Genomic DNA, 17,778 nt, shown 5'->3' with positions numbered 1-17,778 from the left:
TCTCTCTGATTATTCATTCTGGCATAAATTGATCAAACAAACAACAGAAAAAAGTTTGTATTTTTACTTTACCTGTCGTAGTAATTACGCTATACTGATTACAACGACAGATGAAGTAATTTTTGGAGGTGGCAAAATGATTTCAAGCGATGGCATTCGCGGTTACAATGATGTGATCATTTTGTCGGTCTTGAGTGAAGGGGATTCTTATGGCTATGAGATTTCTAAACGTATTCGTGAAGTAACTGAAGAGCTGTATGTAATCAAAGAGACGACTTTGTATTCGGCCTTCAATCGTCTAGAAAAGAACGGACTGATTCAACCTTATCCGGGAGAGGTAACTCACGGGAAAAAAAGAACGTATTACCGAATCACGGAGGTTGGTAAAAAATTTCTGACCGATAAACGTGTAGAGTGGCAGCAGACCAAAGAGGTTGTGAACCGATTTATGAAAGAGGGATAATATGGACACAATAAAAAATTATTTGGAAACCTTGTTTATTGAATTTCCAAAAACGAATGAAGTTCAGCGAGCCAAGGAAGAGCTGCTGGCGATTATGGAGGATCATTATTGGTCTTTACGAGAAGAAGGCAAGAGTGAGCACGAGGCTATTGGTGCCGTGATCAGCGAGTTCGGTTCCGTCGACGAGCTTAAAGAAACACTACAATTTAGCACGAACGAAGAAGAAGTTGAAACTGATTTTGACCAAGATCCGATCAGCCAAGAGGAAATGCTGGAATTTATGGCGAAACGCAAGCGCAGTGCCTCTGGATTGAGCTTGGGAATTTCCTTTTGCATCTTATCGATCGCCGCTATTTTAGGCGCTAATATTGTTGGTTATGCCAGCAGCTTAGGTTTAGCAGCATTTTTCGTTTGTATCGCCACAGGAGTAGGGTTGATTATTTATAATGGCATGCAGATGTCCTCAGAGGGCAAGCCGCTAAATGACCGTTTTGTACCAAGAGCTGTTCAGCAGCTGGCAGGAACTGAGAGAAGTACTTACCAAAAGAGCTTTCAATTTAGTTTAGTGTTGGGAATAGGATTATGTGTATTGAGTTTAGTTCCTGTTTTTCTCTTTTCAGGTTACTATATGAATGGGATCGGTATCCCTCTAATGTTTATTTTCATTGCCACTGGTGTTTTTCTGATTGTTTACGGCAGCTTGTACTACAGCAGCCATAGTAAGTTTATCGATAATCGCTATTTTATTTTAGATGATGATAAGCTGGGGCCAAATGCTCGGAAGGAAAGATATGGTGAAGCAGCACCAATTGGGATTATTTTAGAAAAAGTTTATTGGCCGGTCGTTGTTTGCACCTATTTTGTTTGGTCATTTCTTAGTGGCTCCTGGGGTTTCAGCTGGATTATTTTTGTGATTGCCGGGGTTGTGCATGAGGCGTTAATTAATATCTTTAGAAAAGCTTAGCAGGCAGCGGAATTTCCGCTGCTTCTTTTTTTGGAGAAGAGCAGGGAACTCCTTTAAGCTTTCAAAAGAGCAGTATCTTTCTTTGGTTTTTTCTGGGAGCTGCCATTTGATGCAATAAAGTGAAAGTGCTCAAATTAAAAAGTCGATTGCTGCCTGTACCGACCCCCAAAAGTTAGACCAAAAATCTAACTTCTGGAGGTCGGTATTTTTATGGCTAAATATAGTCTAGAACTAAAGTTAAAGATCATTCATGAGTATTTAGAAGGGAAAGGAGGGTATGGATATCTGGCAAAGAAATACGCAGTAAAGAATGAGATACAAGTGAGGCGTTGGGTAAATTCTTATCGAGAATTTGGTGAAGAAGGACTCTTTAGAAAACGGCAAAATCAAAATTATTCTGTTCAATTCAAGATGGATGCGATAGAGTTATATCAAACAACTGAGTTGTCCTATCGCGAAGTGGCGAATCATTTAGGGATGAATAATCCTGCTTTGATTGCCAACTGGATGAGAATGTTTCGTGCAGAAGGAATGAGTGGACTCTCAAAAACGAAAGGACGTCCACCTATTTTGCCTAAGAAAAAAGAAGAGAAGAAAACAAAGAAAGAAACACCGGAAGAACGCGATCGCATCAAGGAATTGGAAAAACAAGTGCGTTCCCTTCAGATCGAGAATGCCTTTTTAAAAGAATTGAGGAAGCTGCGAAAACTGGAAGCCCAACAAAGACGAAAGAATCAATCGCACGAATCATCGACAGCCTCCGAGGATCATTCAAATTAGTTGAGCTTCTTGAATCTTTGAAATTTCCTAAATCAACCTTTATGTATTGGCAAAAACGGTTTGATCGAAAAAATCCAGATCAGGAAATCGAAAAGGAAATGCTTCTAATAAGAGAAAAGCATACGAATTATGGCTGCTTACGTATGACAAAAGAATTGCGAAATCGGGGATTCCTTGTAAATAAGAAGAAGGTTCAACGGTTGATTCGAAAGCTGGAAATTGAAGTCCGATCATTTACGAGGAAATCCCGCCGCTATAACTCTTATCGTGGAAAAATCGGTACGATTGCGAAGCATCGAATTCATCGACGCTTTTACACAAGTATCTGCCATCAAAAGATTACAACAGATACGACAGAGCTAAAATATTTTGAACCGGACAAATCCGGTATCATTCGTGAAAAGAAGCTATATCTTGATCCTTTTTTAGATATGTTCAACAGTGAGATTATTTCTTATCGCATTTCAGAGAAACCGAACGCATCGGCAATCATGGAAGCTTTAGAGGAAGCGATCCAAGCAACAAATGACTGCCTCTATCGACGAACCTTTCACTCCGATCAAGGCTGGGCCTATCAAATGAAAGCTTATAATCATACGTTGAAAAAACATAAGATCTTCCAAAGTATGTCTCGTAAAGGTACCTGCTTGGATAATTCGATCATGGAGAATTTCTTCAGCCTGTTGAAGCAGGAAATCTATCACGGAAGAGAATATCATAGCTTTGAGGAATTGAAACAAGCAATTGATGACTATATTCAATACTACAATCATGAGCGTATGAAGAGAAAACTAAACTGGCAGAGTCCAGTACAATTTAGAGAAGCGGCATTAAAAGTTGCCTAAAATCATCAATAAAAGGACAGAAAAATGGAGTGGATTTCTCCACTCCGAAAAAGTCTAACTTTTTGGGGTCACTACAGCCTGTTTAAAAAGACAACAATCGACTTTTTTTTGCTTAAACTGCGGTATAGCCGCCATCAACTAACAAAGTGGCTCCATTCACGAAGCTAGCTTGGTCGCTGGCTAAAAAGGCCACAGCTTCAGCGACTTCCTCCGGTTGACCTAAACGACCAATTGGATGCAAGTCAACCAATGCTTGTGTTGCTTCATCATCCATATTACCCAAAAGAGGTGTTTCGATGTAACCAGGGGCCACAGTATTTACCCGAATGCCTTCTTTGCTGTAGCTGGCTGCGATCGTTTGGCTCAGCATTTTAACGCCGCCCTTAGACGCAGCATAGGCTGGGATGCCTTCGCGGGCATCAACACTGTGGATTGATCCGCAGTTAACGATAGTGCCGCGCTCTTTTTGCTGCAACATTTGCTCCACGACTGCCTTGTCAGATAAGAAAACACCGGTCAGGTTCACATCAATTGTTGCTTGCCAGTCCTCTGGAGACAATTCTGTGATTGGTGCATCATTAGACATACCGGCATTGGCTACTAAAATATCTACCTTACCAAATTTCTCCACAGCAGCAGCGACCATGTCTTTCACTTGTTCATATTTTGTGACATCAGTTTGTAAAAACAAACCAGTATCTTCGTTGATTGATAAGTCCTGCAAAATTTCGCCGCCGTCTTCACTCGCATCCGCAACAACAACCTTTGCACCTTCTTGATAAAATAATTCGGTACATGCTGCGCCGATCCCGCTAGAACCGCCCGTGATAATCGCTACCTTTCCTTCAAAACGTTTCATAAAAATCCTCCTTTAATTTGTTTACTCATTTACGTTAACAAGTTTTAAGAATAATGACAAAAATAGTGCTTACAACAAAAAACCGATTACTAGTAAAAAGCAATCGGATAATAATTATTTTTCTAAGGGGATTTGTACAGCACCAATAGTCTCTAAAAATCGGTGATCGTGCTCAATAATTAGCATGGCGGGTCGAACCCGCAACAGCAGCTCCTCTAATTGCTGTTGATTAAAAACATCTAGATAATTCAGCGGTTCATCCCATAGATACAGTTCGGCAGCTTGAGAAAGCGACTTTGCAAGTTCCACTTTTTTGCGCTGCCCCATGCTCATTTCTTCAATCAGGTTATTAAAAACAGCACGCTCCATGCCCAACTTACGTAAATTATTTAAAAAGGCGGAATAATTCAGTCGATGCTTCTCTGCAAAGTCCTGAAGGGTTCCATGGTTGTCTTCGTAATTTTGCCGAACATAACTGATAGTCAACTGTTTAGGCTGAAGATGACTGCCTGCGATTTGACCCTCAAATTGGCCCAATAGATAAGAAAAAATACTGGATTTCCCGGAACCGTTTGGACCAGTGAGAGCGATAATTTCTCCTTTGTTAACTTCAAAGGAAAGGGCAGCAAACAAATCTTCCTGATAGCGCAAACTCAAATTCTCCACTTTTAGCAGTTGCTGATGATGCGTCGGCTGGTAATCCATCGACAAAGAATCAATTTCTTCAAGATCCTTCAGTAATCCTTCCTTATCGTGGATCTGTTCAGCCATGCGTTTGTTAAGGGTTTTGGAGCGTTTCATCACCCGAGCAGCTCGTGCACCAATGAAGCCGGTGTCGTTAATCGCTCCGCTGCCTTTTTCGGAAGGTTTGCCGTATTTATCGGTTTCTCGATGATGGGACCACTCTGCTTTTTCGGCAGCAGTTTGTTTCAATCGAGTGACTTCCTTCTTTATTTTTCTGTTTTGGGCCTGCTCAAAGTCATCTCGTAGTTTTTTTTGTTCTTCATAGGTTGAAAAATTTCCCTGATACAAAATCAGCTGACTTTTTTCAATTGCCAGAGTATGATCAGTGACCTGATCCATGAAACGGCGGTCATGACTAACGACGATAAAGCCGTTCTTTTTCTGCAAATAATCCGCTACGTGCTGTCGGCCTTGGGCATCCAAGTGATTGGTTGGTTCATCAATCAGGGGAAAACGATCCGTTTGAGTGAAAAGCATTGCCAGCAATGCTTTGGTTTGTTCGCCGCCAGAGAGGGTGGAGAAGGGCTGCCATAAAACAGCTGAATTCAGCTGGATCAAGTTCATCTCTCGTTCAAGCTCCCATAACTCGAAATTTTCAGCCTCCCCAAGTACCTCATAGGTAAGTCGCTCTTTGTCATGGACTGCTGCTGGGAAATAGATTGCTTCTACTGGCAGATCGATTCGTCCATGATACGAGTAATGCCCTAATAATAAATGAAGTAAAGTCGTCTTGCCGCGTCCATTGCGACCGATTAGCCCTAGCTTCCAGTGGGTATCCAATAATAAATTCGCCTCTGAGAACAGTGTCGATCCTTGCTTATCAAAGCCGAAAGTTAGTTGTTCAATTTTAATTGTCGCCATAGGTGCTCACCTCGTTAAAAATTTTTGATCCTTTCAGGAACAGCAAAAAGACGACAAAAAAGAGACCTTGCCTTGAAAAATTAAGCCAATCCTGAAAGTTTGCCTACTAATCCCGTTTGCTTTACCCAAATCGGTTCAGTTAGTCAACTTTCACTATTCGCTTAGTTTTTCAATGGCATGATCCCTCGATCCTTAAGATAAATTTAGTAAATCAGAGTAAACAAAATGAGTGGACGTAGTTGCTTCCCCTAACAACTACGCCCAGGAGTGATCCTCGTAAAAAACGAGGCAGAAGATAGAATCTATCTCCTAGTAATATAATATCATAAAAATTCTTTTTATGTGACAACTTTTTTCAAGTTGTAGACATTTTTATGGCATGAGTGTTTTAAACTTTGTTAGAATAAAAGAAAACATGGAGGTGTATGCGTGAATATAGCAGCAATTTATCATCGACCAGAGAGTGAATTTGCTTATTTATATGCGAAGGATAAGATGCGCATTCGTTTGCAAACTGCGAAAGAGGATGTAAAAACAGTTGCGTTAATTAGTGGAGATCACTACTTATTCAATCAGAAATGGTATTTAGAAAAAGAAATCATGGGAAAGGGTCTAATGACTGCACATCATGATTATTGGGAAATTGAAGCGACCAGCGATTATCGTCGTTTATCTTATGCTTTTTATTTAGAGGACCATGCTGGAAATGAGTACTTTTACTGCGACCAAGGAATATTTCCTTATCAGGAAGAATTTATGAAGTTGGACAGCGGGTATTTTAGAATGCCTTATTTCCACGAAATTGATCGGTTCAAGGCACCTGAATGGGTTCACAAAACGGTTTGGTACCAAATATTTCCTGAGCGGTTTAATAATGGCAATCCGGCGAATGACCCAGCAGGAACTTTGCCTTGGGGCAGCAAAAAACCGGATCGAGAGGATTTTTTTGGCGGCGATTTGCAAGGAATCATTGATAAGCTGGATTATTTAGAGGAATTAGGGATTACCGGCTTATATTTGTGTCCGATTTTTACCGCACCATCGAATCATAAATATGATACGGTGGATTACTTAGAGGTTGATCCGCATTTTGGCGATAAAATGCTGTTTAAGGAATTAGTGGATCAGGCCCATAATCGAGGGATTCGGGTAATGCTGGATGCGGTGTTTAACCATTTAGGAGCAAATTCTTGGCAATGGCAGGATGTCGTGAAAAACGGCAGACTATCTAAATATGCTGATTGGTTTCACATCCATTCTTTTCCAGTTCATTACGACCCTGTACCTGACTCAGAATTTGGCAAGAATATTAATTATGATACCTTTAGCTTTGTGCCGAATATGCCTAAGCTCAATACCGCAAATCCCGAAGTACAGGAATACCTGTTGGAGATTGCTACGTATTGGATTAAGGAATTTGATATTGATGGATGGCGTTTAGATGTTGCCAATGAAGTCGATCATCACTTTTGGAAATTATTTCACCAACGGGTACTGACTGAAAAACCAGAGTTGTACATTCTAGGGGAGATATGGCATTCCTCTCAGGCTTGGCTGCAGGGGAATGAGTTTCATGCTGTAATGAACTATGCATTTACAGACAGTATCAAAGCTTTCTTCTTAAACCAAGAGGTTACTGGCGATAATATGCTGGACGGCATGAACCATCAGCAGATTTTGTATCGGGATCAAACCAATGAAGTGAATTTTAATTTACTGGATTCTCATGATACTGCGCGTATGTTAACACTGTGTAAGGGGGACAAGTCTCTTTTGCGAAGTATTTTTGCTTTCATGTTCCTGCAAAAAGGGACGCCTTGCATCTATTATGGAACAGAAGTTGGCTTAGCCGGCGGAAGCGATCCAGATTGTCGTCGTTGTATGCCGTGGGAAAATCAGGATCAGTCATTACTGGCCTTTTTCCAGCAGCTGATCCATTTGCGTAAAACATACGCCGATGTCTTAAGTTTTGGCCAATTACGCTGGACGACTGAAAAGGATCGAGTGATTATTTTTCAGCGCAGCTATCTAGGGAAAACCTTGCGTTGTATCTTCAATGAAGCGGCGGAAGAACAAGTAATGAGTAAAAAAGGTGATCCGATATTTACTCAACAAACGATAACTAAAGAAGAGTATACGATTGCTCCACATGGTTTTGTGGTGGAATTAGTATGAAAAACACTGTTGTTTCAGCATTTCTAGCTGGACAGCAGTTTTTTTGTTCATCCTGCTAGTTAATACGCGTTTATATCTTTTATTAATACACATATTGACATTGTATATGTGTCGTATTAAACTAAGTTCATACCAAATAAACGATTAGAAGGAGAAACATATGACTCAATGGGTTTATCTATTTTCAGAAGGATCAAAAGAACAGAAGGGCTTGCTTGGTGGTAAGGGAGCGAATCTAGCTGAAATGACTAAATTGGGACTACCGGTTCCTACCGGCTTTACTGTAACCACGGATGCTTGTCTGTGCTATTTGAATCAGGGAAATACTTTAACTGAAGAAATGAAAGGACAAATCCTGCAGGCTGTCGATCAACTATCAGAAAAAACACATAAAGCCTTTGGCGATAAAAAAAATCCTTTGCTAGTCTCGGTGCGTAGTGGTTCGAAATTTTCTATGCCAGGTATGATGGATACTGTCTTGAATTTAGGATTAAATGATCAAACTGTTGAAACATTAGCAAAAAACAGTCAAAATGAACGTTTTGCTTACGATTGTTACCGTCGTTTGCTGCAAATGTTTGGCGATGTAGTTATGGGAATTGACAATCAAAAATTTGAGTCACGAATTACTGCCTTAAAAAAATTGAATCAACTAGAGTTTGACAATGAATTAACCGCAGAACATTGGAAACAAATTGTAAACGAATACAAGGAGCTTTATCGTCAAAGCCTTCAACGGGAATTTCCACAAGACCCAATCGAACAATTATATCTGGCGATTGAGGCAGTGTTTGGCAGCTGGAACAATCAACGAGCCAAAACTTACCGTCGCTTGCACGACATCAGTGATGATTTGGGAACAGCAGTTAATATTCAAGAGATGGTCTTCGGAAACTTCGGTGAAACCTCAGGAACCGGCGTGGTTTTCTCAAGAAACCCTTCGATTGGCGAGCCTGGTCTTTTTGGAGAATACTTGATTAATGCTCAAGGGGAAGATGTGGTTGCCGGTGTGCGGACACCGAAGCCGATCCAAACCTTAGCTGATGATCTACCTGAACAGTATCAGCAATTAAAAGCGATTTGTGAAAATCTAGAAAAGCATTACAAAGATATGCAGGATGTGGAATTCACGATTGAGCGGGAAAAGCTGTTCATCTTGCAAACTAGAAATGGGAAGCGAACCTCTAAAGCAACAATTACTATCTTGTTGGATCTGTTCAATGAAGGAATTATCACTGAAAAAGAATTAGTCATGCGCTTAGAGGCCAAAGACTTGGAGGCTTCACTGCATCCAAGCTTTGAAGAAGAGGCATTGAAGAACCGGGTATCATTTTTGACTGGTTTAGCTGCTAGCCCAGGAGCAGCCGTTGGTGCAGCTTATTTTACCGCAGATTCAGCAACCTTAGCTAAAGCTCGAGGAGAAAAAGTAATTCTAATTCGGGAAGAAACTTCGCCGGAAGATATTGAAGGGATTGCCGTCAGTGAAGCAGTGGTTACAGCCCGTGGAGGAATGACCTCCCATGCAGCCGTCGTAGCTCGTGGAATGGGAATTTGTTCAGTTGTTGGCTGTGAGGCGTTAACAATGGAAGATTCTCAAGGGGTTGTGGGAGAAGAAACCATCCAAGAAGGTACGATTTTATCCGTTGATGGTACTTCAGGGAGTGTTTATTTCGGTGAAATTCCCTTAGAAGAATTAAGCAATACGGTCGCTTTAGATGATTTACATGTAATCTGGGATCGTCATGCCAAATTTCAGGTCCGGGCGAATGCCGAGACACCTAAGGATATCGAAACTGCGATGGCTTTAGGTGCAACAGGAATCGGTTTAGCTCGGACAGAGCATATGTTTTTTGAGAAATCACGTCTGTTGCAGTTCAGACAGTTAATTTTAGCGGATTCTTTAGATGAACGCTTAGAAGTATTAAAGAAATTGAAGCAGGTTCAAAAGGACGATTTCAAATTCATTTATCAAGCAGCCCAAGGGAAAGCAACCACGATTCGTTTGCTGGATCCGCCATTGCATGAATTTTTACCTAAAAACAATGATGAGTGCCGAGAAGTCGCTAAAGAGCTGGGTAAAACCTTCAATGAAGTGAAACGGAAAACCGATAATTTGGCTGAAACTAATCCAATGCTAGGCTTCCGTGGTTTACGTTTAGGGGTGGCTTATCCAGAAATTTATCAAATGCAAGGAGAGGCAATCATTGAAGCCGCTTATGAGGTTATGAATGAGCGAGGCTACGAAATACAGCCTGAGATCATGATACCTTTTACAATTGATGCCGAAGAGTTTGCTCGTGTGCGAGAATCAATTGAAACAGCAATCCAAGCTTCATTGGCCCAATTCAGCCAAAGCATGAATTATCAAATTGGTACGATGATTGAAATCCCAAGGGCTTGTTTGGTGGCTGACCAAATTGCTCAGTATGCAGATTTCTTCAGCTTCGGAACCAACGATTTAACTCAGATGGTGTTAGGATTATCTCGAGACGATTCGCCACGGATTGTGTCACAATATTTAGATGCAGGAATCATGCAGGACGATCCATTCCAAGTATTAGATGAAGCTGGTGTGGGCGCGATGATGAAAATCGCGATTGAAAAAGGACGACAGGTAAAACCAAACTTGAAAATTGGGATTTGCGGTGAAGCTGCAGCCCATCCAAAATCGATCGCCTTTTTAAATCAGCTGCCGATAAATTACATTTCTTGCTCGCCGTTTAGAATTCCTCAAGCTAAGATGACTCTCGCACAGCAAGGGATGGAGAGCTTGATCAAACAATAACAAACGTTGTTTTTCTCGAAAAAAATACTTTTTCGTTTGCGTATCCTTCAATCTGTTTTTTTACAGAGTGAAGGATATTTTTTTGTTTTCACACTATATTCACATGCAAATTTTATATCCTAACAATTTGATTAGAATAAAAGAACGAATATGAATGAATTATTATTTGAAAACGGATACAATTTTCGTTATAATTTCCTTAGATTTCGATATTTCATGTTGGTAACACGGACTTTCTCGTAGTCGTTTTGATAACAGGAACGGCTAAGGATTGTTGTATCTAGTGTTTTTTTTATTGTTGAGATTCTGCTAAAAAACCGGAGGAGGGCAAATGACGCTTTACGTTATTTACGCTATAATAACCGATTAGGGAGGTGAACACAACTGCAGGATTGTAAATGTTAGAATAACGATTTTTTTCTCATGAAGTCGATTGGAGCAAGCTATTTCTAGTTCGTATTATTACTCTTTTGAAAAAAACTGGGGTATGATTACTGATAGGAAGAAGGTTTAGCCAACATCACAATGAGAAAAGAAGTTGTGTTACTGCACGAACTTTCTAATTCGTACTGGCGGATATTTCCGTTAAATAAATAAGAGAGCAGGGAGATTAACAATGACAATTGATTGGCAAAAAGAAGTTGAAGTACGCAAAGATGATTTGATGAGAGATCTTGAAGATTTGCTGCGTATTGATAGTGTTCGCGACATAGAACATGGTACCAAAGAAGAACCATTAGGACCTGGACCAGCGGCTGCTTTACGCAAAGTGTTAGAAATTGCAGAACGTGATGGATTTGAAACCAAAAACATTGAAAACGTTGCAGGCCATATTGATTATGGTGACGGCGAAGAAATGTTTGGCTTACTAGGTCACGTTGATGTAGTACCTGTCGATGATAATTGGGATACTGATCCTTTTGAACCAGTAGTGAAAGACGGCAAACTTTACGCACGCGGTTCTAGCGATGACAAAGGCCCTTCAATTGCGGCTTACTATGCAATGAAGATTATTAAAGATTTAGAATTACCGCTTTCTAAAAAGATCCGTTTTATTTTCGGAACTGATGAAGAAAGCGAATGGGTAGGAATTCATCGCTATATGGAAGTGGAAGAAATGCCAAAGGTTGGTTTTTCACCCGATGCCAACTTCCCAATTATCAATGGTGAAAAAGGAATCCTATCTTACGAAGTTACTTTTGACAATCAAGCTGGAGACACTGGTGCGTTCACTTTAGAAAGCTTTAAAGCGGGCATGCGTACCAATATGGTACCTGGTGATGCAACAGCGGTCTTGAAGGTTAATGATGAAACGAAGGCTGCTGACTTAAAAGCTGCTTTTGAAACATTTACTGCTGAAAAAGAAGTAGATGGAGAATATAAAGAGGAAAACGGCCAAATCACATTAACCACAATCGGTAAAGGAGCTCACGCTCAAGAACCTAAATTTGGTATTAATGCCGCTACTTACTTGGCAACATTTTTAGTTGATCATGATTTGGATGCTTCAGGCGTTCATTATGTGAAAGTGATTGCTGACTACATGCATTTAGATTATAACGGTAAGAAATTAAATGCTTACACCAAACATGATGTAATGGGTGAAACTACTTCATCAGCTAACTTGTTTGATTATACGCAAGATGGTGCGAAGAAAGTTACCTTAAATATTCGTCATCCAGAAGGAATTACTAAAGACGACATCTTGGACAATATGAAAGAAGTATTGAAAGACGAAGGTGTTTCAATCGAGATTATTGGTGACGTCAAAACGCCTCATTATGTACCAGGAGACGATCCATTGGTTAAAATCTTATTGGACGTTTATGAAGAACATACTGGCAACAAAGGGGAAGAACAATCAATCGGCGGCGGAACTTATGGCCGTATCTTGGAACGTGGTGTCGCTTATGGCGCATTGTTCCCAGGTGAAGAAAACGTAATGCATCAACCAAACGAATTCATGCCAGTGGATAGCTTATTAAAAGCAACTGCGATATACGCTGACGCAATTTACCGTTTGGCAAAATAGATTGACAGGCTTAGGGAGTCCTGTTTGAGAGCAGGACTCCTTCATAGTGTGTACCTTAGGGGAAAAAGGTAGGAAAGGAATTTCGGATAATGAAAAAATTGTCGAAAGACGCATTTGGCGGCGTGTCCGGGAGAGACTACGTACCATACGTAGAGGACAAGCCGAAAAAATCAGGTTCAGGAATTATCCTAACGCTAGGAATTATCTTAGCGGCGGTATTTGCAGCCTCAACAGCATACTCAGGAATGAAAGCGGGACTTACCGTTGCCGCAGGGATTCCCGGAGCAATTATTGGTTCAGGTTTAATTTCACTTTTTGTTAAGCCACGAACAATTTTAGGTAAAAATTTACTGCAATTAATGTCATCTGGTGGGGAATCGGTAGCCAGCGGGATGATTTTCGTATTACCAGCGGTTATTTTGGTTGGTGGGAAAATCAATTTCTTCGAGGGTGTAGCTTTAGGTGTTGGCGCAGTACTTCTAGGTGTCGGCGTGTTCACGTTAGTCCAAGATTACATGCTAGTAGACGAACACGGTAAATTGGTTTACCCAGAAGCAATGGCAATTTCGGAGACGTTAGTTGCTTCAGATACCGGTGGCGAATCCTTGAAATATATGGGAATCGGTTTTGGTATTGGCGGAATTATTACTGTTTTAACAGGTTCGGTATTAGGTATTATGAATAATGTCATCAGCTTCGTAAATGAGAGCTTCTACAAATGGAAATTTGAAACAGAAGTAAACCCATTGTTAGCTGGGATAGGATTTATCGTTGGCATGGACGTTTCACTATTGATGTTTGCTGGGTCCATTTTGGCAAACTTCGCAATCGCTCCATTATTAGGCTATTTCATGGGAATGGCTGGTGGTGGCGCAACTATTTGGGATAACGCTGGTCAGTTATTAAACACAGCGGACTTTGCTGTCATCTCTGGTTCGTATGTCCGTTATATTGGTGCTGGTATGATGATTTCCGGTGGGTTAATCGGGGCAATTAAATTAATCCCGACCATTATTTCATCTATTTCGGCAACTATGAAGGGACGTAAAACAGAAGGTGCTGATGCTGAAGGCGGCGGTGGAATATTGCCACTAATTATCGGTGCAGTAGTTGCTTTAGTTATGGGCTTTGTCATTACAGGAAACATAGCAATGGCTTTAGTTGGTGGTATCTTGTCAATCATCTTGAGTTTGTTGTTCGTTATTGTTGCTGGTCGCTTGACTGGAACAATCGGTACATCTAATTTACCTGTATCCGGTATGACAATTGCCTCAATGGTTATTTTGACTTTAGTTTTCGTTGTGATGGGTTGGACTTCAGCTGAAAATACGCAACAACTATTATTGTTTGGTACCTTTATCGTATTGGCTATTTCTGTTGGTGGTGGTTACTCACAATCACAAAAGGTGACTTTCGTTATGGGAGGCAACTTCAATGAAGGACGTCGCTACTTTGTAATTGCCAACATTGTAGGGGTTATTATTGTAACTGGTATGATGGTTATCTTAACGCCTCAATTACAAATCACAGGTGCAAACCCACCATTTGGTCTGCCGCAAGCGAACTTAATGGCAACCTTGACTGCTGGTATTACATCAGGCAGCTTGCCATGGCACATGATTATTGCTGGTATTGTAATGGGGATCGTATTACAATTGCAGGGCGTTTCTATTATGACCTTTGCTATTGGATTCTATTTGCCAATTTCAACTACTTCAATCATCCTAGTGGGTGCCTTGATTCGTGTCTTCATTGAATTCATGAACAAGAAGGAATCAGAAGAGGTTGGCGAAGAGCGAATTACGTTAGGAATCAGCTTGTCTTCTGGATTAATCGCGGGTGGTTCAATCATCGGTTTGATCGGAATTATTTTACAAGTAACCGGAATTGTTACGCCAGGTTCACCAACGGGCTTCTTAGGAAGTAACTGGGCTGCGGGTCTGTTATTAGTTATTTTGGTCATCTCAATTGTATTACCTTTGTTAAAAGTAAAGAATGTGAAAGCTAATGACAAATAAAAATTCAGCTGCATTAAATGCTGAAACGGATCAATTATTAGAACGTGTTTATCAAGTGAAACCGGAACTGCAGTACGAAGTTCGGGACGGGATTGTCTTCGTCATTAAGGAACAAAATGCTTGGGTTCAGCGCATGCTGCGAAAAATAAAGTATAAAATTCCTGAAACTTCTGAGATGGAGCTGGATCAATACGGCAGCTTTATTCTTCAGCAAATTGACGGACAGCGCAATGTACGGGAGATTGGGGAACGCTTAGGCGAAGCCTATGAAGAAGCCAATAACCAATTGTATGATCGTTTGCTGCTTTACCTCAATCATTTAGAGAAAAACGAAAAATATATTGAACGAATCAGTTAAAACGAAGGGGTCGCTTTACGATGAAAATCGTGAGGCGAGCTCTTTTTTTGGCTCTCAGAGTTAATATTTAGTGAAAGAAACTCTTCATGATACAATTATTTTGAAGGGAAATACTATAGATTTTTTTACTTGAACATTAGAAATTTTTGAAACAAGGAGGAAGAACGATGAGTAAACGAACCATGGGATTTGTGATTGGACATAAACCAAATGAAAAGCGCAGAGCTTTGCTGCCATCAGATATTCAGGACATTCAAAATAAGCAGCAACTCATTTTTGAAACAGGGTATGGTGAACATTTGGGGATTGAAGATGCGGCTTATGAACAGCTAGGCTGCAGCGTACTCCAGCGAGATCGGGTGCTGAAGCAAGACATTATTTGTGATCCTAAAATTGGTGAAGCCGACTACTTAGATTTACTGAAAAGGGGACAGGTGCTGTTTGGCTGGATTCACACAAGTTCAAATCAAGCTTCGTTGGAACCGCTTTATAGACGCGGTGTCGAAATGATCGCTTGGGAACGGATGTACCAGGACAACCGGCACTCTTTTTGGGAGAATAATCAAATTGCTGGTGAAGCAGCTATCATGCATGCGTATTTACTTTATGGCAAATTACCAGAGGAGACGAAGGCAGCAGTGATTGGCAGAGGAAATGTTGCTCAAGGAGCTATTCGGATATTGGAAAAGCTGGGCGCTGAGGTAGTTATTTACAACCGTCAACAGGAAAAACTGCTGCAGAAGGAATTGGGAAATTTCACTGTTGTTGTCAATGCCGTAAAATGGGACAAAAAGCGGCAGGATCATATCCTTTCTAGGGCAGACCTTAAGAAATTAACACCCCACTCATTGATTATCGACATCAGCAGTGATACGCATGGGGCAATTGAAACGTGCAGACCAAGTGCTGACGACTCACTCTATGAGGTAGATTCCATTCTGCACTACACGATCAACAATACCCCCAGCATTTTCTTTCAAACATCGACTAAAGCCATTTCTAAGGAAGTCGCCAAGTACGTGGACGATCTAGTCGAGAATCAAGACAATTCAGTTTTGGAAAACGCACGAGTAAGGCCGGAAATAGGCTAGTTCTTATCCTATGATAATGACAGAATACTCTCAGACCTTTACAATAAAGTAAAAAAGGAATGGGGAGCTGGCATGACAGATATTAAAACAAGCCTTCAAACGCTGGTCAACCGCTATCGAAAAACAGCGATTAGTGAGGAGACCGTCGCTCAAATTGCAGCTTTAGGTAGTATGAAGAAGTTTCAGCCTGGTGATTTAATCGTCGCTTCCGGTGACAAAGAAAGTCGGCTTTATTTACTGGTTGAGGGATTAGTCCGTAAATTTTATTTGGACAATCAAGGAAATGATCTCACTCATTTATTTATGCAGGAAGGAAGAATCTTTGGTACCCATAATGTCGTTTATGCTGGACAGGTAATGTGTAATTTTGAAGCTGTAGAACCGTGTGAGGTGGTTTGCTTTGATTACACGAAAATTCAGGAATTAATGATGGAAGAACCTTCCTTGACTTGGGTGTACATTGGTTTGTTGGAAGAAACGCTGCGTCTCAAATTGATGAGGGAGACAGCCCTGATTAATCAAAATGCTACACAACGGTATATTGAATTAAAACAGAGAATTCCTGATATTGATCAGCGGGTGAGTCATACCCATATTGCGACTTACGTAGGTATCACCCCAGTATCCTTAAGTCGAATACGTCGCACTCTTCGCGAGGAAGTTTGATGGTAAAGATAGTTGGAACTATTCTAATTGTTTTAATGCTTGCAGTGCTGTTGGTCAGATTTAATCAGAATTCGGATATTCATATTAGCGAAAAATATCAGCCCTTGTCAGTTTCCATTCCTGCTTTTGGGTCTGATTCTGTGATACCAAAGCGGTATTCTGGCAATGGAGAGGATGTCTCACCGGAAATACAGGTGTCTCAGTTGGACCGTGAGGTGGTTTCGATAACCATAATCATGGATGATATCGATCATCCACTGATGGGTGTGTATAATCACTGGGTTGTTTGGAATTTGCCGCCGCAACAGATTATTCCAGAAGCGATCCCTCAAGGAAAAACCGTATCAGGATTGTCAGAAGCTATCCAAGGGGTAGGGTATGGAAAGCATCGTTATCGCGGACCTAAGCCCCCTTTCGGAAGTCACCGTTACAAGTATCATGTCTTTGCTCTAAATAAAAAATTAAAACTGGATCCAGCCGCGAAAAAAGAAGAACTTATGGCAGCGGTGGAGGGGCACATCATTCAATATGGCAGCGCAATTGGAAGTTATCCAGGAAAATAAATACATTCAAATGAGATTGCACTTATTTGAATCATTCAGAAAGAATCGTTCGCCTCAAGACCCTAGGGACTTGGTGCGAACGATTTTTTACAGATAAATATCGTAATGCTTCTCAAAATTGTCTATTGTACCAAAGGTCAGGTAAACCAAATCCTCTTGATTTTTCAGTTGAAACTTAAGGGTTAGATTTTGAGATTTTCCAGGATCAAGCTTTTTCCTATCCCTCGCCAGCACTAACATTTCTAACGGTAGTGCATTAGGATCATTTAACTCTTTGACTTGTTCGGCTTTGAAAGTAGGAAACATTTCATTAAACGAGAGAGCTTTTTCTGTATTATTGGTCCATTTAATTTGGCAATAAAAAATATCCGAACTATTTTTGCCACTTTCTAAAAAAGTGATCTCAGCCGAAGGAAAAGCGATCGAATCTTCTGAACCGTAATGCAACACCTCTGAATCAGTTCCTTCAGTCGATAAGGTTGCCATTTTTGAAACAGGTGTACAGGCACTCAGTAAAATTGCGTAGGCCACTAGTAAACTAAGTTTAATCCTCTTTTTTTTCATGATTTTCTCC

The 17,778-nt window shown here is 40.7% G+C and carries 13 protein-coding genes and 1 pseudogene; 11 read left to right on the top strand and 3 right to left on the bottom strand.

The window, feature by feature from the left end; genetic code table 11:
* The first annotated feature begins 136 nt into the window (after positions 1-136).
* From IGI49_RS19185 to IGI49_RS19175, 3 genes and pseudogenes are all read left to right on the top strand, one after another.
* The gene (locus IGI49_RS19185) at positions 137-463 is read left to right on the top strand and encodes a PadR family transcriptional regulator (RefSeq protein ID WP_207701722.1); all 327 of its coding nucleotides are present in this window, start codon (positions 137-139) and stop codon (positions 461-463) included.
* A gap of 1 nt (position 464) precedes the next feature.
* Positions 465-1,427, top strand: a complete 963-nt coding sequence (locus tag IGI49_RS19180; protein WP_429965965.1) for a permease prefix domain 1-containing protein — start codon at positions 465-467, stop codon at positions 1,425-1,427.
* A gap of 210 nt (positions 1,428-1,637) precedes the next feature.
* Positions 1,638-3,052: pseudogene (locus IGI49_RS19175) on the top strand (IS3 family transposase).
* 112 nt (positions 3,053-3,164) lie between these two features.
* Here the strand turns inward: IGI49_RS19175 and IGI49_RS19170 are convergent.
* Both IGI49_RS19170 and abc-f read right to left on the bottom strand, forming a co-directional pair.
* Positions 3,165-3,911 carry an SDR family NAD(P)-dependent oxidoreductase gene (locus tag IGI49_RS19170; RefSeq protein WP_429965966.1) on the bottom strand — a complete coding sequence of 249 codons (747 nt, stop codon included), beginning with the start codon at positions 3,909-3,911 and terminating at the stop codon, positions 3,165-3,167.
* A gap of 114 nt (positions 3,912-4,025) precedes the next feature.
* Complete coding sequence (abc-f, locus tag IGI49_RS19165) at positions 4,026-5,516, bottom strand: ribosomal protection-like ABC-F family protein (protein WP_429965967.1); 1,491 nt, start codon at positions 5,514-5,516, stop codon at positions 4,026-4,028.
* Between the two features lie 429 nt (positions 5,517-5,945).
* Between abc-f and IGI49_RS19160 the strand changes: the two genes are divergently transcribed.
* The 8 genes from IGI49_RS19160 to IGI49_RS19125 all read left to right on the top strand — a co-directional run bounded on the left by IGI49_RS19160 (position 5,946) and on the right by IGI49_RS19125 (position 17,204).
* A complete protein-coding gene (locus tag IGI49_RS19160) occupies positions 5,946-7,691 on the top strand; it encodes a glycoside hydrolase family 13 protein (protein WP_429965968.1) in 1,746 nt (581 codons plus the stop codon).
* Between the two features lie 160 nt (positions 7,692-7,851).
* Entirely contained in the window at positions 7,852-10,476 is a 2,625-nt protein-coding gene (ppdK, locus tag IGI49_RS19155; RefSeq protein ID WP_429965969.1) for a pyruvate, phosphate dikinase, read from the top strand.
* A gap of 616 nt (positions 10,477-11,092) precedes the next feature.
* Positions 11,093-12,508, top strand: coding sequence for a dipeptidase PepV (pepV, locus tag IGI49_RS19150; RefSeq protein WP_429965970.1), 1,416 nt, complete (start codon positions 11,093-11,095; stop codon positions 12,506-12,508).
* Positions 12,509-12,597: 89 nt separating this feature from the next.
* Complete coding sequence (locus IGI49_RS19145) at positions 12,598-14,526, top strand: OPT/YSL family transporter (RefSeq protein WP_429965971.1); 1,929 nt, start codon at positions 12,598-12,600, stop codon at positions 14,524-14,526.
* Positions 14,516-14,884 (top strand): PqqD family protein, encoded by a 369-nt coding sequence (locus IGI49_RS19140; RefSeq protein ID WP_429965972.1) that lies wholly within the window; start codon positions 14,516-14,518, stop codon positions 14,882-14,884. The genes IGI49_RS19145 and IGI49_RS19140 overlap by 11 nt, the downstream gene beginning before the upstream one ends.
* 167 nt (positions 14,885-15,051) lie before the next feature.
* Positions 15,052-15,975 (top strand): N(5)-(carboxyethyl)ornithine synthase, encoded by a 924-nt coding sequence (locus IGI49_RS19135; RefSeq protein ID WP_429965973.1) that lies wholly within the window; start codon positions 15,052-15,054, stop codon positions 15,973-15,975.
* Positions 15,976-16,047: 72 nt separating this feature from the next.
* A complete protein-coding gene (locus IGI49_RS19130) occupies positions 16,048-16,641 on the top strand; it encodes a Crp/Fnr family transcriptional regulator (protein WP_429965974.1) in 594 nt (197 codons plus the stop codon).
* On the top strand, positions 16,641-17,204 hold the full coding sequence (locus IGI49_RS19125; protein WP_429965975.1) for a YbhB/YbcL family Raf kinase inhibitor-like protein: 564 nt from the start codon (positions 16,641-16,643) through the stop codon (positions 17,202-17,204). Before IGI49_RS19130 ends, IGI49_RS19125 begins: the two co-directional genes overlap by 1 nt.
* Before the next feature lie 87 nt (positions 17,205-17,291).
* Here IGI49_RS19125 and IGI49_RS19120 read toward each other — a convergent pair whose 3' ends face one another.
* Entirely contained in the window at positions 17,292-17,768 is a 477-nt protein-coding gene (locus tag IGI49_RS19120; protein ID WP_429965976.1) for a DUF5067 domain-containing protein, read from the bottom strand.
* Between the last annotated feature and the right edge of the window lie 10 nt (positions 17,769-17,778).

Source organism: Enterococcus sp. AZ071 (assembly GCF_050499065.1).
Taxonomy (GTDB): Bacteria; Bacillota; Bacilli; order Lactobacillales; family Enterococcaceae; genus Enterococcus_A; species Enterococcus_A ferrettii.
This window is presented reverse-complemented; position numbering and strand designations above follow the sequence as displayed.

Coding starts and splice junctions, on each gene's coding strand:
- IGI49_RS19170 (WP_429965966.1), bottom strand. CDS start 3,911: ATGAAACGTTTTGAAGGAAAGGTAGCGATTATCACGGGCGGTTCTAGC.
- IGI49_RS19120 (WP_429965976.1), bottom strand. CDS start 17,768: ATGAAAAAAAAGAGGATTAAACTTAGTTTACTAGTGGCCTACGCAATT.
- IGI49_RS19135 (WP_429965973.1), top strand. CDS start 15,052: ATGAGTAAACGAACCATGGGATTTGTGATTGGACATAAACCAAATGAA.
- abc-f (WP_429965967.1), bottom strand. CDS start 5,516: ATGGCGACAATTAAAATTGAACAACTAACTTTCGGCTTTGATAAGCAA.
- IGI49_RS19130 (WP_429965974.1), top strand. CDS start 16,048: ATGACAGATATTAAAACAAGCCTTCAAACGCTGGTCAACCGCTATCGA.
- ppdK (WP_429965969.1), top strand. CDS start 7,852: ATGACTCAATGGGTTTATCTATTTTCAGAAGGATCAAAAGAACAGAAG.
- pepV (WP_429965970.1), top strand. CDS start 11,093: ATGACAATTGATTGGCAAAAAGAAGTTGAAGTACGCAAAGATGATTTG.
- IGI49_RS19185 (WP_207701722.1), top strand. CDS start 137: ATGATTTCAAGCGATGGCATTCGCGGTTACAATGATGTGATCATTTTG.
- IGI49_RS19140 (WP_429965972.1), top strand. CDS start 14,516: ATGACAAATAAAAATTCAGCTGCATTAAATGCTGAAACGGATCAATTA.
- IGI49_RS19145 (WP_429965971.1), top strand. CDS start 12,598: ATGAAAAAATTGTCGAAAGACGCATTTGGCGGCGTGTCCGGGAGAGAC.
- IGI49_RS19180 (WP_429965965.1), top strand. CDS start 465: ATGGACACAATAAAAAATTATTTGGAAACCTTGTTTATTGAATTTCCA.
- IGI49_RS19125 (WP_429965975.1), top strand. CDS start 16,641: ATGGTAAAGATAGTTGGAACTATTCTAATTGTTTTAATGCTTGCAGTG.